Source organism: Novosphingobium sp., assembly GCF_036803765.1.
In the GTDB taxonomy this organism is placed as follows: domain Bacteria; phylum Pseudomonadota; class Alphaproteobacteria; order Sphingomonadales; family Sphingomonadaceae; genus Novosphingobium.
In genome coordinates, this window is the sequence record NZ_DAIRTS010000010.1 from 54542 (window position 1) to 69532 (window position 14991).

A 14991-nucleotide genomic window follows, 5' to 3' on the forward strand; every position below is an offset into this window, starting at 1 on the left:
GTCGCCATCTCGGGCCCGGTCGCCGTCGCGGGTCCGCTCGGCACGAGGCCCCCGGGCGGTGGTGTCGCGGGAATGCGCGTCCCGCGACCGATCGTCGCGGCTACGGTCATCGCGCCCGCGTGCGTCACGCGGCGCGGATTTGTCGCCAGGACGGCGTGAACTTGCGGCTCTGTCGGATGCGGCGGGCCGTCCCGGGCGGCCGCTCCTGCCTTTGGGGGGGAGTGTCATCGCCGGCCCTTATCGCAAAGGCGGCTTCCCGTCAAAGCGACGGCGCCAGAGCGGGGATTTCCCGCTACCGACGCCGTGCAGTGTCCATGGATGGTGGACCAGGGTTTACTGGTCGAGAAACGAGCGCATCTTGCGGCTGCGGCTCGGATGCTTGAGCTTGCGCAGCGCCTTGGCCTCGATCTGGCGGATGCGTTCGCGCGTCACCGAGAACTGCTGGCCGACTTCCTCGAGCGTGTGATCGGTGTTCATGCCGATGCCGAAGCGCATGCGCAGCACGCGTTCCTCACGCGGGGTGAGGCTGGCGAGCACGCGCGTCACGGTTTCCTTGAGGTTAGCCTGGATCGCGGCATCCACCGGGATGATCGCGTTCTTGTCCTCGATGAAATCGCCCAGGTGCGAATCTTCCTCGTCGCCGATCGGCGTCTCCAGGCTGATCGGCTCCTTGGCGATCTTCATCACCTTGCGAACCTTCTCGAGCGGCATCGACAGGCGCTCGGCCATTTCCTCGGGCGTGGGCTCGCGGCCCTGTTCGTGAAGGAACTGGCGGCTGGTGCGCACGAGCTTGTTGATCGTCTCGATCATGTGCACCGGGATGCGGATCGTGCGCGCCTGGTCGGCGATCGAGCGGGTGATCGCCTGCCGGATCCACCACGTGGCGTACGTGCTGAACTTGTAGCCGCGACGATACTCGAACTTGTCGACCGCCTTCATCAGGCCGATGTTCCCTTCCTGGATCAGGTCGAGGAACTGCAGGCCGCGGTTGGTATACTTCTTGGCGATCGAGATCACGAGGCGCAGGTTGGCCTCGACCATTTCCTTCTTGGCGATGCGCGCCTCGCGCTCACCCTTCTGGACCATGTTCACGATGCGGCGGAATTCGGCCAGCTGCATGCCGGTGGCGCTGGCGATGTCGGACACTTCGCTGCGGATGCGCTCGACACCGGCGGCCTCGTTGGCAGCAAAGGCCGCCCACTTCTTGTCGCGGGTGGCGTGCGACTGCAGCCAGTTCTCGTCCAGCTCGCGCCCGACGTAGTGATCGAGGAAGTCCTTGCGGTTGACCTTGTGACGCTCCGCCAGGCGCAACATCTGGCCACCCAGCGTGGTCAGCCGGCGGTTGAAGGCATAGAGGTTGTCAACCAGGTACTCGATCTTCGAGGCGTGGAACTGCACGCTCTCGACCTGCGCGGTGAGTTCTTCGCGCAGCTTGTGGTACTCGGTTTCCTTGGCTGCGGGGAAGGGCAGGCCCAGGCCTACCGCATCCAGGCGCTCGCCCTGCAGCTTCTCGAACTGGCGGAACAGGCTGGTGATCTCGGCAAAGCGCTCGAGGGCGGCGGGCTTGAGCGTCGCCTCCATCTGCGCGAGGCTGAGGGTGTTGTCCTCTTCCTCTTCCTCGGCGGGACGGGCGCGGCGTTCACGCAGTTCGTCGTCCTCGTCCTCGGCCTCTTCCTCCTCGACGTCTTCCTCTTCCTTGAAGGTCGGGCCGGCGGTGGCTTCGCTGATCTCGCCGTCGGCTTCCTCGCCGTCCTCGGACAGGTTCTCGGGCTGCGGCTCCTTCGACAGCATCGCGTCGAGATCGAGGATCTCGCGCAGCTGCATCTCGCCGGCGTTCAGCGCCTCGGACCACTGGATGATCGCGTGGAAGGTGATCGGGCTCTCGCAAAGGCCCATGATCATGGTGTCGCGGCCGGCCTCGATGCGCTTGGCGATGGCGATTTCGCCCTCGCGGCTGAGCAGTTCGACCGCGCCCATCTCGCGCAGGTACATGCGTACCGGGTCGTCGGTACGCTCGATGGTTTCCTTGCGCTTTTCGACGACCGGGCGGTCGTCCATCCCGGAATCGGAATCGTCCGGCTCTTCGGCTTCGCGCTCTTCGGGATCGACCGCGTCCTCGTCGCTCTCGACGATGTTCACGCCCATTTCGGAGATCGCGGCCATGATGTCCTCGATCTGCTCGGAGGACATCTGGTCTTGCGGGAGCGCTTCGTTCAACTCGTCGTACGTGATGACCCCGCGCCGCTTGGCGCGTGCGATGAGCTTCTTGATCGAAGCCTCGTTCAGGTCGATCAGCGGCGCGTCACCGCTATCGTTCTTGTCGTTGGAAGCCATTAACCCCGATACCACCCTATGACCGTGCCGCCTTGGGACCGTGTGCCGGCCACCGACGAGGCGGCCGAGTCCAATAGGTTCCTATTATAACGATGCACGAGTGCGACCCATTTGCCCCAACCGGGCCAGCAACGCCAGCCTTCGTTGTAGCAATCGTTGCTGTTCGGCGAAGCTTTCGTCGGATAATTCCGTTTCGAGCCGCTCCGTCGCTTGCGCCAGCGCCGTTTCCACCGCCGGAAGATCTACAATCAGCTCGATCGCCTCGGCCAGTTCACCCTGCGCGGTTGCGCTGCCGGGCGAGAGAAAGCCGAATCGCAGACCGTCGTAGTGCTCTGCCGACGGCACCTGGAGCTGCCGCTGGTCCAATATGGGGCGCAGCGCCGTGCTTTCAAGCGGGGCGCCGCTCTCGGCATAGACCAGCAGCGCATCGAGCAGCGCCGCCTGCGCCGGGTCGGCGGGGTGGATCCGCGCCAGCGCCTCGCCATGCCGGGCAAGGGCGGCGGGATGCGTCACCAGCCCGGCGAGGACTGCCGCCAGCAGCGCATAGCCCGATCCGACCTTTTGTTGCAGGCGGCTGGCGGCCTCGGCGGGCAAGGGCGGTGGACCAGGCTTCCACGGCCCGCGCCCGCCGCCTTGTCGCTGGGCAGAGGGGCGCTGGCCGGCGGGGCGGGGGGTGAAGGCGGGGCGTTCCTTGCGCGCAAAGACCAGCTCGCCGAAGCGGTCGAGCAGTTCGCGGCGATAGAGCGTCTTGATGTCGGGGTGCTGGATCGTCTCGCAATGCTGGAGCAGCCGGGCCTTGAGGCCGGCCTTGTCTTCCGGCGTCGCCAGGGGCGCTGCGTCGCGCTCGCCTTCCCACAGCACTTCGACCAGGCTGCGCGCGGTGCCGAGCAGGCCCAGCATGGCGTCGCGGCCCCGTTTCTTGACCACGTCGTCGGGGTCCATGCCGTCGGGGAGGGTGACGATGCGCAGCGAATGGCCGGGGCGCAGCAGCGGAAGAGCGCGCGTGACGGCGCGCATCGCCGCGCGCTGTCCCGCAGCATCGCCGTCGAAGCAGAGCGTCGGGCATTCGGTCACGCGCCACAGCCGCTCGATCTGGTGTTCGGTCAGCGCGGTGCCCAGCGGTGCGACCGCTTCGGCGATCCCTGCCGCGGCAAGCGCCACCACGTCCATGTAGCCCTCGACCACGACGATGCGCGAGGCCGAGCGCGCCGCGGGCGCCGCGCGGTGCAGGTTGTAGAGCGTGCGGCCCTTGTCGAACAACGGCGTATCGGGAGAATTGAGGTACTTGGGTGCGTCGGTCTTGTCGGCAGTCAGAATGCGCCCGCCGAACGCGATCACGCGTCCGCGCTGGTCGGCGATCGGCAGCATCAGGCGCCCGCGGAAGCGGTCGTAAGGCGTCTTGCCCTCGACCGCTATCTGCAGCCCGGCCTCGATCAGCATCGCTTCGGGAAACTGCGCCAGCGCCTCCTTGAGGGCGGTGCGGCTGTCGGGCGCATAGCCGAACCCGAACTCGCGCTGCACGCGGTCGGGAAACCCGCGCGAGGCGAGATAGGCACGCGCCTGCTCGCCGCCCGGACCCTTGAGGCTGGCGACGAAGAAATCCTGCGCGGCCTGCATCACGTCGTGCAGCGACTTCTGCGCCTCGGCGCGCTTGGCCGCCTGCCGGTCGAGCGCGGGCATTTCCATTCCCGCCTCGGCCGCCAGTTCCTTGACCGCCTCTATGAACGGCAGGCCCTGGTGGTCGGTCATCCAGCGGATCACGTCGCCATGCGCGCCGCAGCCGAAGCAGTGGTAGAAGCCCTTCTCGTCGTTGATCGTGAAGCTGGGCGTCTTTTCGTTGTGGAACGGACAGCACGCCTTGAACTCGCGCCCGGCTTTCTGGACGCGCACCGACCGCCCGATCACGCCCGAGAGCGCGATGCGGCTGCGCAGTTCGTCCAGCCATTGTGGGGTGAGACTCATGGGGTGGGGGCTTCTCTGCCACAGGCGCTCGCCCCGTTTCTCCCACAAGCGGGAAGGGGGCGGGTTGCGCTGTATTCTCCCCTCCCGCCTGCGGGAGGGGTTGGGGGAGGGCATGTTACGTCAAAAATCACCCTCTACCCCCAGCTCACGCAGCACCCGCATCACTTCCAGGACCACGCCATCACGGTTGTTCATCACCTCGGTGTTCCAGAACCGCACCACGCGCCAGCGTTCACTTTCCAGGTACGCCGTGCGACGCACATCATATGGCTCTGCGACCGCATGGGTGGCACCGTCGATCTCGATCACCAACCGCGGCGTGCGTGCAGCAAAGTCGCAAATATAGGGGCCGACCGGAAACTGGCGATTGAACCGTACACCCAGCACCTGCCGGCTGCGCAGCGCCTGCCACATATGGCGTTCCGGCGTGGTGGCGTTGATCCTCAGCTGGCGGGCGCGGGCGGTGGGGCGTTGGTCACCCTTGTCGTTCGCGCGATGCCAGGCGGAGCTCATGGTATCCAACATGCCCTCCCCCGACCCCTCCCGCAAGCGGGAGGGGAGTTGGTAGCGCTGTATTCTCCCCTCTCGCAGGCGGGAGGGGTCGGGGGAGGGAATGTTATAAAAAATCTCAGCCCAGCGCCGCCTTCACCAGGCCGCTGGCCTTGCCCATGTCGATCTGCGTGCCGTGGCGCGCCTTCAGTTCGCCGACCACGCGGCCCATGTCCTTCATGCCGGTGGCGCCGAGTTCGTCCTTGATCGCTGCGATCGCGGCCTTGACCTCGTCTTCCGACATCTGCGCGGGGAGGAATTCCTCGATCACCACCAGCTCGGCCTTCTCGATGTCGGCCAGTTCCTGGCGGCCGCCCTGTTCGTAGAGCGTGATCGATTCGCGGCGCTGCTTGACCATCTTCTGCAGGACGTCGATCACCAGCGCGTCGTCGTCGGGCACGCTCGCGGCGGTGCGCAGCTCGATGTCCTTGTCCTTCAGCTTGGCGAGGATCAGGCGGACGGCGGCGAGGCGGCTCTTGTCGCCGGCCTTCATGGAAGCCACTTGCGCGGCCTTGATCGTGTCACGGATCATCTGGGGTTCCTGTGGGTGAAAAGCGGCCGGAAAAGGCCGCAAAGGAGTCCCTCTAGGACAAACTTTCTTGAACCGCTAGGTTGACGCTGCGACCATTGGGGCGTAGCGGCCGGGCCTTAGCAACATCGCCAGAACCCCTGCCAACGGAGCGCCCCCATAATGGCCGACCCCGCCCTTTCGCTTGCGTCCCAACCAGAAGGAGCAACGGGTGTTCTCGTCCTTGCCGATGGTTCGGTGGCCTGGGGCCGCGGCTTCGGCGCTGTCGGTGCCGCCGTGGGGGAGGTGTGCTTCAACACGGCGATGACCGGCTATCAGGAAGTGATGACCGATCCGAGCTACGCCGCGCAGATCGTCACCTTCACCTTCCCGCACATCGGCAACGTCGGCACCAATGCCGAGGACATGGAAAGCCATGGCGTCCCCGGCGCGGTCGGCTGCGTTGTGCGCGAGGATGTCACCGCTCCCGCCAACTTCCGCGCCGAGGGCACCTTCCAGGAATGGATGGAGCGCCAGGGCCGCATCGGCCTGTCGGGCATCGACACCCGCGCGCTGACCCGCCGCATCCGCGTCTCGGGCGCACCCAACGCGGTCATCGCGCATAGCCCCGACGGCACGTTCGACCTGCCCGCGCTGCTCGAACAGGCGCGTGGCTGGCAGGGCCTCGAGGGCCTCGACCTCGCCCGCGTCGTTACGCGCGAGGGCAAGCACGACTGGCAGGGTTCGATCTGGCGCCTGGGTGAGGGCTATACCCGTCCCGAGGGCACCGGCCGCCCGCACGTCGTGGCGATGGACTTCGGCGCCAAGGACAACATCTTCCGCAACCTGGTCAAGGCCGGCGCCGACGTCACGGTGGTTCCCGCCCAGACCAGCTACGACGCGATCATGGCGCTCAATCCGGCGGGCGTGTTCCTGTCGAACGGCCCGGGCGACCCGGCGGCGACCGGCGCCTATGCCGTGCCGGTGATCCAGCAGCTACTGGCCGCAGACGTGCCGATCTTCGGCATCTGCCTCGGCCACCAGATGCTCGGCCTTGCCGCCGGTGCCCGCACCACCAAGATGAACCAGGGTCACCGTGGCGCCAACCACCCGGTCAAGCGCAATGCCGACGGCGTGGTCGAGATCACCTCGATGAACCACGGCTTCGCGGTCGACAACACGCCCGGCGCGCTGCCCGAGGGTGTCATCGAGACGCATGTCTCGCTGTTCGACGGCTCGAACTGCGGCATCGCCATCGCCGGCAAGAAGGCCTTCGGGGTGCAATATCACCCGGAAGCCTCGCCCGGCCCGCAGGACAGCTTCTACCTGTTTGAAAAGTTCGTGAGCATGCTGGGCTAAGTCCCCGCATCCGTTTGTGAACTCCTCCGCCGTGCCCGGCACGGTCGACGCCAGATACAAGACAAAGGCCCTCGTATGCCCAAGCGCACTGACATCTCCTCGATCCTGATCATCGGCGCCGGGCCGATCGTCATCGGCCAGGCCTGCGAGTTCGACTATTCGGGCACGCAGGCGGTCAAGGCGCTCAAGGAAGAGGGCTACCGCATCATCCTGGTCAACTCGAACCCGGCCACGATCATGACCGACCCGGACATGGCCGATGCGACTTATGTCGAGCCGATCACGCCCGAGGTGGTCGCCAAGATCATCGCCAAGGAGCGCCCCGACGCGGTGCTGCCGACGATGGGCGGGCAGACCGCGCTCAATACCGCACTGGCGCTGGCGCAGGACGGAACGCTCGAAAAGTTCGGCGTGCTCATGATCGGCGCCGACGCCGAGGCGATCGACAAGGCCGAGGATCGCCAGAAGTTCCGCGACGCGATGGACAAGATCGGGCTGGAATCGGCGCGCTCTGGCGTGGCGCACACCGTCGAGGAAGCGCTTGCGGTGCTCGAGACCACGGGTCTTCCCTCGATCATCCGTCCCAGCTTCACGCTCGGCGGCACCGGCGGCGGCATCGCCTACAACAAGGACGAGTTCATCAAGATCGTCCGTGGCGGCTTGGAAGCCTCGCCGACCACCGAAGTCCTGATCGAGGAATCGCTCCTCGGCTGGAAGGAATACGAGATGGAAGTCGTCCGCGACCGGAACGACAATGCCATCATCATCTGCTCGATCGAGAACGTCGACCCGATGGGCGTCCATACCGGGGACTCGATCACCGTCGCGCCGGCACTGACGCTGACCGACAAGGAATACCAGATCATGCGCAATGCATCGATCGCGGTCCTGCGCGAAATCGGTGTTGAAACAGGCGGTTCGAACGTACAGTTCGCAGTCAATCCCAAGGATGGGCGGCTGATCGTCATCGAGATGAACCCGCGCGTGTCGCGCTCGTCGGCGCTGGCGTCGAAGGCCACCGGCTTCCCGATCGCCAAGGTCGCGGCCAAGCTCGCGGTCGGATACACGCTCGACGAGATCACCAACGACATCACCGGCGCCACCCCCGCCAGCTTCGAGCCGACGATCGATTACGTCGTCACCAAGATCCCGCGCTTCGCCTTCGAGAAGTTCAAGGGCTCCGAGCCGCTGCTCTCGACGGCGATGAAGTCGGTCGGCGAGGTCATGGCAATCGGCCGCAACCTCAAGGAATCGCTGCAGAAAGCGCTGCGTGGCCTCGAGACCGGGCTCGACGGCTTCAACCGCTACGAGGCCCTCGAAGGCGCCAGCCGCGACGAGATCAACGCCGCGCTGAGCCGCGCCACGCCCGAGCGCCTGCTCGTCGTCGGCCAGGCCTTCCGCGAAGGTTTCACGGTCGAGGACGTCCACGCCGTCACCAAGTACGAGCCGTGGTTCCTGCGCCACATCGCCGAGATCATCGCCGAGGAAGAGGTGATCAACACCAACGGCCTGCCGCGCGATGCCGCCGGCATGCGCCGCCTCAAGGCCATGGGTTTTTCGGACAAGCGCCTTGCCAAGCTGGCGGTCGCGTCGGTGTCGCTCGCCGGTGGTCCCAACCACGCGCGTTCGGGCCTCGTCCACGATGTCGTCTCGGCCATGGCCGGCGCGACGAGCGAGGCCGAAGTGCGCGCGCTGCGCCACAAGCTGGGCGTGCGCCCGGTGTTCAAGCGCATCGACAGCTGTGCGGCCGAGTTCGAGGCGGTCACGCCCTACATGTACTCGACCTATGAAGGCGGGCTTTTCGGCGAGCCGGAGAACGAGGCGGCGCCCAGCGATCGCCGCAAGATCGTGATCCTCGGCGGCGGTCCCAACCGCATCGGCCAAGGCATCGAGTTCGACTACTGCTGCTGCCACGCCTGCTTCGCGCTCGAGGAAGCCGGGTTCGAGACCATCATGGTCAACTGCAACCCGGAGACCGTCTCGACCGACTACGACACGTCCGATCGCCTCTATTTCGAGCCGCTGACCGCCGAGGACGTGCTCGAGATCCTCGACATCGAGCGGTCGAACGGCGAACTGGTCGGCGTGATCGTCCAGTTCGGTGGCCAGACGCCGCTCAAGCTGGCGCAGGCGCTCGAGGATGCCGGTATCCCCATCTTGGGTACGTCGCCCGACGCGATCGACCTTGCTGAGGACCGTGAGCGCTTCGCCGACCTCGTCGAGCGGCTCAAGCTCAAGCAGCCGGCCAACGGTATTGCGCGTAGCCGCGACGAGGCGATCGCGGTGGCCAACCGCATCGGATATCCCGTGCTGATGCGCCCCAGCTACGTGCTCGGCGGCCGCGCGATGGAGATCGTCGACAGCCAGGCGCAGCTCGAGGATTACATCGCCACCGCCGTTCAGGTCTCGGGAGACAGCCCGGTGCTGATCGACCAGTACCTGCGCGATGCGATCGAGTGCGACGTCGACGCGCTGGCCGACGGCGAAACCGTGCGCGTCGCGGGCGTGCTGCAGCACATCGAGGAGGCGGGCATCCATTCGGGTGACAGCGCCTGCACGCTGCCGCCCTACAGCCTGCCGGCCGATATCGTTGCCGAGATGGAACGCCAGGCGGTCCTGCTGGCCGAGGCGCTGACCGTGCGCGGGCTCATGAACATCCAGTTCGCGGTCAAGGACGGCGAGGTCTACCTTATCGAGGTCAACCCGCGTGCCAGCCGCACCGTGCCTTTCGTCGCCAAGGCCGTGGGCCAGCCGATCGCCAAATACGCCGCGCGCGTCATGGCCGGCGAGCGCCTCACCGACCTGCCGGAAATCCGCCGCGAGATCGACTACATGGCGGTCAAGGAAGCGGTGTTCCCCTTCGCGCGCTTCCCCGGCGTCGACCCGGTGCTCTCGCCCGAGATGAAGTCGACCGGCGAAGTCATGGGCATCGACGACACGTTCGCGATGGCCTTCGCCAAGTCGCAGCTGGGCGCCGGCGTGCGCTTGCCGCAGGCGGGCACGCTGTTCGTCTCGGTCAAGGACACCGACAAGCCGGTCGTCCTGCCCGCCGTGCGCAAGCTGTCGGCGCTGGGCTTCACGATCGTCGCCACGGGCGGCACCGCCCGCTACCTCGCGGACGAGGGCGTGAGCGTGGAACAGGTCAACAAGGTGGCCGAAGGGCGCCCGCATATCGTCGACCGCATCATCGACGGCGATATCGCGCTGATTTTCAACACCACCGAGGGTTGGCAGAGCCACAAGGACTCCCAGTCGATCCGCGCTTCGGCGCTCAACGCCAAGGTGCCCTACTTCACCACGGCGGCGGCGTCGGTTGCTTCGGCCGAGGCGATCGAGGCCATGCGCAGTGCCGAACTTGAAGTGAAGTCGTTGCAAGACTATTATCGCTGATCGTCCCAGGGTTCTCCAACACACTGCAGGCGCATCGTGCCGGGCTGGCGTCAGCCCGGCAGGGGAACGATTTTCCCGTGAACCCGCATAGGGCAGGGATTGAAAGAGAAGGAATACGGATGGCCAGTGTCGAAAAGCTGCCGATGCTCCAGGAAGGCTACGAAAAGCTGACCGGCGAGCTCAAGCTGCTGCGCGAGGAGCGTCCCAAGATCGTCGACGCCATCGAGGAAGCGCGCGCGCACGGCGACCTTTCCGAGAACGCCGAATATCATGCGGCCAAGGAACGCCAGGGCCAGGTCGAGGCGACGATCGCGGATCTCGAGGACAAGATCAGCCGCGCGCACATCATCGACCCGACCACGCTGTCGGGCGACCGCATCGTGTTCGGGGCGACCGTCACGCTGCTCGACGAAGATGAGAAGCCGATCCGCTACCAGATCGTGGGGCAGGCCGAGGCCGACGCCAAGCGTGGGCGGATCAGCTACAGCTCGCCGCTCGGCCGCGCGCTGATCGGCCGCAAGGTCGACGAGGAAGTCGAAGTCACCGTTCCGTCGGGCGACAAGTTCTACCTCGTGCAGAAGATCGAATTCATCTGATCGACGGCAGAACGCACGAAAAAGGCCCCGGAAGCGCAATGCTTTCGGGGCCTTTTTCGTTTGCGGGGACGTCTCAGGCTTCGGCCTGGGCCGGGTCCAGCAGCTTGTGCAGGTGAACGACCACGTAGCGCATTTCCGCGTCGTCGACCGTGCGCTGCGCAGCGGCGCGCCACGCTTCCTCGGCAGCGGCATAGTTGTCGTAGACACCGACGAGGTCGATGGCGTTGAGATCGACGAAATCGAGGGTCTGCGGGTCCTTGACCCGGCCACCCATGACGAGGTGAAGTTTAGGCATAGTGGCGCTTCCTGGAAAGGATGAGCCACAGCCGATGGCAAACTGCCAGCCTTTGCGCAAGACCATTGCGCTTGGTTGCAGATGCAATAAGCGCAATGGTCCCTTCGCGTTGCCGGATCAGCGCCTCACTTTCGTCGCGATGTCGTGGGCGCGGGCCAGCGCAGCCTCGGCGGCGTTGCGTGCGAACGATGCCGCAAAGTCTGCGAGGTCGCCGGCCTTGCGGCGGGCTTCACCCGCGCCCTCGACGATCTTGCTTCCGGCCTCGCTGCCGGCATCCTTGATGTCGTGCGAGGCTTCGCGCCCGGCCTCTGCCGCCTTGCCGGCATAGCTGACCGCAAGTTCGGCGGCCATGGCTGCCAGCGCACTGGCCTTGCGACCCAGGTTGCTGTGGTCGATCCGGTCGACGATGGTGGGGGCAGGGCGGCGACGTGTCGCCAGACCGCCGAGCACCACGCCCAGCGCGATGCCGCCGGCCAGCGCTGCCAGCGGATGCTGCTCGACGAGATCGCGCGCCGTGGTGCCAAGGCTGACCGCCTTGTCCCGCGCAGCGCCGGCCGCCGACGCAGCGCGCTCGCCGATGGTGGCCTCGGTGTCGTGGATCGCATCGCTCACTTCGGGGAGCGTGTCGTGTGCGGCGTCGTGAATGGTATCGGTCATTGCCAGAAATCTCCAAAACGCTTGCGGCGCGGGCGCATCCAGCGCGGGCGCTGCGTCCAAATCCAGTCGGCGAACTCGCCCAGCGGTTCGCGCAGCGACCATACGGCGAGCAGGCCGATCGTGATGCCGATTGCAGGGCCAGTCTCGCGGATGACGCCGCCAGCGCCATCGACCGCATCGACCATTTCGTGAACGACGCGATCGCGGAAGCGAATGCCCAGGGGCCTTGAGACCAGATCCGACTTCAGTCCGGACAACTGGTCGCGCAAGCCTTGCCAGGCATCGGCGCGGGTCTGTGCTGCGGCGAGCAGATCATGTTCGGCACTCATTCAGCGCCCTCCCGTGCCACGACCGCCCGATCCGGGCCTTCACCGACGACGACCGAGCGGGCCTGCCGGAACGCGGTGACGGCGGACCGGAAACAGAGGAAGCTGAGCAGGGCCAAGCCCAACCCAACGACGGCCAGGGCGCCCCAGGCGGTGATCAGGGGAGCAAGGGCGATGAGCAGGCCCACCACCAGCGCCACCAGGGTGAGGCCGCCGAAAGCTGCTGCAAGCGCGAGAAACGCTACGACGCGCTTGCCACGGCTCCATCCAAAGCCGACCCGTGCCTTCTGGTAGGCGATCTCGGCCATGACGAGGTCTTCGCCATGGCGCAGGATCGCCTCCAGCCGGGCGCCGAGCGAGCCGTTGGTTTCGGCCTTCGCCGGATCATCCTCGGCCGCCCGGTAAGCGTCCTGTTCCGTCATGCGTCAGCCCCTTCCGTCCCGCAACGTCGTTCGAACCCCGGACGGGGCTGCCCTTGATCAGGCATCCTTGCTGTCGCTGCCCCGGAACAGGCGAGCGAGCACGTAGCCTGTCACAGCCGCGATGCCGAGGGCGGTCGCGGGGCTCTTGCGCACGAACGACTTCAAGTCCTCGCCGAGTTCCTCGAAGTTCTTGACGTTGAGGGTGTCGGCAGTTTCAGTCACGCTCTGTCCGGCAGCACGGGCATAGTCGCCATACTTCACGCCCAGCTTTTCATCGATCATGCCGGCCGAGCCGGAGATCGCGTTGCCGACGGCGGTCAGCGCGTCGCTGGCGCGGGCCTTGCCTTCGTGCGCGAGTTCGATGCCCTTGTCACGGGCCTGTGCGGCCATGGCCTTGGCCTCGTCGCTCCACTCGGCAGCGGTGTCGGTGGCCTTGTCCTTGTAGGCCTGGCCCTTTTCGGCGGCTTCGGCCTTCAGCGTTTCGGCGCCGGCCTTGGCATCCTCGACGGCCTGGGCGAAGCGGGTCTTGGCCTTGTCGGCCAGATCACGCGCCGTGGCGGCGAGGTCGGTGGTCTTGGCGTCGACTGCTTCGGTCGCCTTGGTGCCGGCATCGACCAGGTCGTTGCCCGCGTCCTTCATGGCGGCGGTGGTGCCGTTGGTTTCGGGTGCGGTGTCGGCCATGAGAATCCCTTTCTCTTTCGACAAATTCGTATGCCACAATCGTATGCCATGGCGGGCAAGGCGATGTGCAGGCGGAGCAGGTGTTGCACTGCGGCATATTTGCCGTTCTACGCCATCCTGCAAGCCAACGCGGCTTGCTTGCCAAGGTTCCACTCGATAGGAGCGCGGCAGGCAGGCGCTGTCCAGTGAAACTTGCGCCGTCGTTCGCTGCGCGTGGCGGGCCGTGTCGGCCCTGCTGCCGCAAGCCAGGAGGAAGCCGATCATGACCGCGATCATCGATATCCACGCCCGCGAAATCCTCGACAGCCGGGGCAACCCCACCGTCGAAGTCGACGTTCTCCTCGACGATGGTTCGTTCGGCCGCGCCGCCGTGCCCTCGGGCGCATCGACCGGCGCACACGAAGCCGTCGAACTGCGCGACGGCGACAAAAGCCGCTACATGGGCAAGGGCGTGACCAAGGCGGTCGAGGCCGTCAATGACGAGATCGCCGACGCCATCCTTGGCCTCGACGCCGAAGACCAGCGCGACATCGACCATACGATGATCGCCCTCGACGGCACCGAGAACAAGAGCCGGATCGGCGCCAACGCCATCCTCGGTACCTCGCTCGCGGTGGCCAAGGCCGCAGCCGACGCGCGCGGCCTGCCGCTCTACGCCTATGTCGGCGGTGTCTCGGCGCATGTCCTGCCCGTGCCGATGATGAACATCATCAACGGCGGCGAACATGCCGACAACCCGATCGACTTCCAGGAATTCATGATCATGCCCGTCGGTGCGCCGACGCTGGCCGAAGCGGTGCGCTGGGGCTCGGAAGTGTTCCACACCCTCAAGAAGGGCCTGTCGGAAAAGGGCCTGGCGACGGCGGTGGGCGACGAAGGCGGCTTCGCGCCCAACCTTGCCAGCACGCGCGACGCACTCGACTTCATCATGGCCTCGATCGAGAAGGCCGGGTTCAAACCGGGCGAAGACATGGTGCTCGCGCTCGACTGTGCCGCCACCGAGTTCTTCCGCAATGGCAAGTACGAGATCAGCGGCGAGGGCCTCTCGCTCAGTCCCGAAGCCATGGCCGACTACCTCGCCGCGCTGTGCGATGCCTATCCGATCAAGTCGATCGAGGACGGCATGGGCGAAGACGACTTCGAGGGCTGGGCCGCACTGACCTCCAAGGTCGGCAAGCGCGTCCAGCTGGTCGGTGACGACCTGTTCGTGACCAACCCGAAGCGCCTGCAGATGGGCATCGGCAAGGGCCTGGCCAACTCGCTGCTGGTCAAGGTCAACCAGATCGGCACGCTGACCGAAACGCTCGAGGCGGTCAGCATCGCCCAGCGCAACGGCTACACCGCCGTGATGAGCCACCGTTCGGGCGAGACCGAGGACGCGACGATTGCCGACCTCGCGGTTGCCACCAACTGCGGCCAGATCAAGACCGGCTCGCTCGCGCGTTCGGACCGGCTCGCCAAGTACAACCAGCTGATCCGCATCGAGGAAGAGCTGGGCCAGGCCGCACACTTCGCCGGCGCTGGCTGCTTCGGCCGCCTCTGACACTGTTTGCTGCGCGGGGAGGGTAGCCTCTCCGCGCGGTCGCTTTCGTAAAACGGCACGCCTGGGATGACCGGGCGTGCCGTTTCGTTTTTGCTGCGGGCAGTCGGACCTGCGAGGCTTACAGATGGGGGTAGGCCTCACAAGAAAGCTGGACCCCGGATCAAGTCCGGGGTGACGAACTGATAGATTTACATTTCTACCGTCACCCCGGGCTTGACCCGGGGTCCAGCTGTATCTCCAGAGCCCTACCGCAGTAGTACCCTGGTCCGGAATCTCGCCATTGCGGCGCAAGACGTCGCCGGCCAGATAGAGCGACCCGACAATCAGCACGTCTCCGCCTGCCGGCAGCGCGGCGAGCGCGCCTGCAAC

The 14991-nt window shown here is 66.2% G+C and carries 13 protein-coding genes; 4 read left to right on the plus strand and 9 right to left on the minus strand.

Annotated features, from left to right (window positions below):
- Positions 1-333 precede the first annotated feature (333 nt).
- The 4 genes from rpoD to V7Q48_RS08755 form a co-directional block, all read right to left on the minus strand.
- Positions 334-2334, minus strand: coding sequence for an RNA polymerase sigma factor RpoD (gene rpoD / locus V7Q48_RS08740; protein ID WP_333837573.1), 2001 nt, complete (start codon positions 2332-2334; stop codon positions 334-336).
- Positions 2335-2418: 84 nt separating this feature from the next.
- Positions 2419-4296, minus strand: a complete 1878-nt coding sequence (gene dnaG / locus V7Q48_RS08745) for a DNA primase (protein WP_333837574.1) — start codon at positions 4294-4296, stop codon at positions 2419-2421.
- A gap of 120 nt (positions 4297-4416) precedes the next feature.
- Positions 4417-4809, minus strand: a complete 393-nt coding sequence (locus V7Q48_RS08750; RefSeq protein ID WP_333837575.1) for an endonuclease domain-containing protein — start codon at positions 4807-4809, stop codon at positions 4417-4419.
- Between the two features lie 115 nt (positions 4810-4924).
- Positions 4925-5377 carry a GatB/YqeY domain-containing protein gene (locus tag V7Q48_RS08755; RefSeq protein WP_333837576.1) on the minus strand — a complete coding sequence of 151 codons (453 nt, stop codon included), beginning with the start codon at positions 5375-5377 and terminating at the stop codon, positions 4925-4927.
- A gap of 159 nt (positions 5378-5536) precedes the next feature.
- On the opposite strand from V7Q48_RS08755, the gene carA reads away from it, so the two are divergent.
- From carA to greA, 3 genes are all read left to right on the plus strand, one after another.
- Entirely contained in the window at positions 5537-6712 is a 1176-nt protein-coding gene (gene carA / locus V7Q48_RS08760; protein WP_333837577.1) for a glutamine-hydrolyzing carbamoyl-phosphate synthase small subunit, read from the plus strand.
- A 75-nt stretch (positions 6713-6787) separates the two neighbouring features.
- A complete protein-coding gene (gene carB, locus V7Q48_RS08765) occupies positions 6788-10102 on the plus strand; it encodes a carbamoyl-phosphate synthase large subunit (protein ID WP_333837579.1) in 3315 nt (1104 codons plus the stop codon).
- Positions 10103-10221: 119 nt separating this feature from the next.
- Entirely contained in the window at positions 10222-10698 is a 477-nt protein-coding gene (gene greA, locus V7Q48_RS08770; protein WP_333837581.1) for a transcription elongation factor GreA, read from the plus strand.
- 73 nt (positions 10699-10771) lie between these two features.
- Here greA and V7Q48_RS08775 read toward each other — a convergent pair whose 3' ends face one another.
- The 5 genes from V7Q48_RS08775 to V7Q48_RS08795 form a co-directional block, all read right to left on the minus strand.
- Entirely contained in the window at positions 10772-10993 is a 222-nt protein-coding gene (locus V7Q48_RS08775) for a DUF4170 domain-containing protein (RefSeq protein ID WP_333837582.1), read from the minus strand.
- Positions 10994-11110: 117 nt separating this feature from the next.
- Positions 11111-11650: a hypothetical protein gene (locus V7Q48_RS08780; RefSeq protein WP_333837583.1), complete on the minus strand. Its 540-nt coding sequence runs from the start codon at positions 11648-11650 to the stop codon at positions 11111-11113.
- On the minus strand, positions 11647-11979 hold the full coding sequence (locus V7Q48_RS08785) for a hypothetical protein (protein ID WP_333837585.1): 333 nt from the start codon (positions 11977-11979) through the stop codon (positions 11647-11649). Before V7Q48_RS08785 ends, V7Q48_RS08780 begins: the two co-directional genes overlap by 4 nt.
- Positions 11976-12398, minus strand: coding sequence for a hypothetical protein (locus tag V7Q48_RS08790; RefSeq protein WP_333837586.1), 423 nt, complete (start codon positions 12396-12398; stop codon positions 11976-11978). The genes V7Q48_RS08785 and V7Q48_RS08790 overlap by 4 nt, the downstream gene beginning before the upstream one ends.
- Positions 12399-12455: 57 nt before the next feature.
- The gene (locus tag V7Q48_RS08795) at positions 12456-13079 is read right to left on the minus strand and encodes a hypothetical protein (protein WP_333837588.1); all 624 of its coding nucleotides are present in this window, start codon (positions 13077-13079) and stop codon (positions 12456-12458) included.
- Between the two features lie 262 nt (positions 13080-13341).
- On the opposite strand from V7Q48_RS08795, the gene eno reads away from it, so the two are divergent.
- A complete protein-coding gene (gene eno / locus V7Q48_RS08800; RefSeq protein ID WP_333837590.1) occupies positions 13342-14622 on the plus strand; it encodes a phosphopyruvate hydratase in 1281 nt (426 codons plus the stop codon).
- Positions 14623-14991 lie beyond the last annotated feature (369 nt).

What these genes read in the sequence shown, in the direction of transcription:
- V7Q48_RS08750 (WP_333837575.1), bottom strand. Translation starts at nt 4,809, where the DNA reads ATGAGCTCCGCCTGGCATCGCGCGAACGACAAGGGTGACCAACGCCCC.
- V7Q48_RS08790 (WP_333837586.1), bottom strand. Translation starts at nt 12,398, where the DNA reads ATGACGGAACAGGACGCTTACCGGGCGGCCGAGGATGATCCGGCGAAG.
- V7Q48_RS08785 (WP_333837585.1), bottom strand. Translation starts at nt 11,979, where the DNA reads ATGAGTGCCGAACATGATCTGCTCGCCGCAGCACAGACCCGCGCCGAT.
- V7Q48_RS08775 (WP_333837582.1), bottom strand. Translation starts at nt 10,993, where the DNA reads ATGCCTAAACTTCACCTCGTCATGGGTGGCCGGGTCAAGGACCCGCAG.
- V7Q48_RS08755 (WP_333837576.1), bottom strand. Translation starts at nt 5,377, where the DNA reads ATGATCCGTGACACGATCAAGGCCGCGCAAGTGGCTTCCATGAAGGCC.
- dnaG (WP_333837574.1), bottom strand. Translation starts at nt 4,296, where the DNA reads ATGAGTCTCACCCCACAATGGCTGGACGAACTGCGCAGCCGCATCGCG.
- V7Q48_RS08780 (WP_333837583.1), bottom strand. Translation starts at nt 11,650, where the DNA reads ATGACCGATACCATTCACGACGCCGCACACGACACGCTCCCCGAAGTG.
- eno (WP_333837590.1), top strand. Translation starts at nt 13,342, where the DNA reads ATGACCGCGATCATCGATATCCACGCCCGCGAAATCCTCGACAGCCGG.
- greA (WP_333837581.1), top strand. Translation starts at nt 10,222, where the DNA reads ATGGCCAGTGTCGAAAAGCTGCCGATGCTCCAGGAAGGCTACGAAAAG.
- V7Q48_RS08795 (WP_333837588.1), bottom strand. Translation starts at nt 13,079, where the DNA reads ATGGCCGACACCGCACCCGAAACCAACGGCACCACCGCCGCCATGAAG.
- carB (WP_333837579.1), top strand. Translation starts at nt 6,788, where the DNA reads ATGCCCAAGCGCACTGACATCTCCTCGATCCTGATCATCGGCGCCGGG.
- rpoD (WP_333837573.1), bottom strand. Translation starts at nt 2,334, where the DNA reads ATGGCTTCCAACGACAAGAACGATAGCGGTGACGCGCCGCTGATCGAC.
- carA (WP_333837577.1), top strand. Translation starts at nt 5,537, where the DNA reads ATGGCCGACCCCGCCCTTTCGCTTGCGTCCCAACCAGAAGGAGCAACG.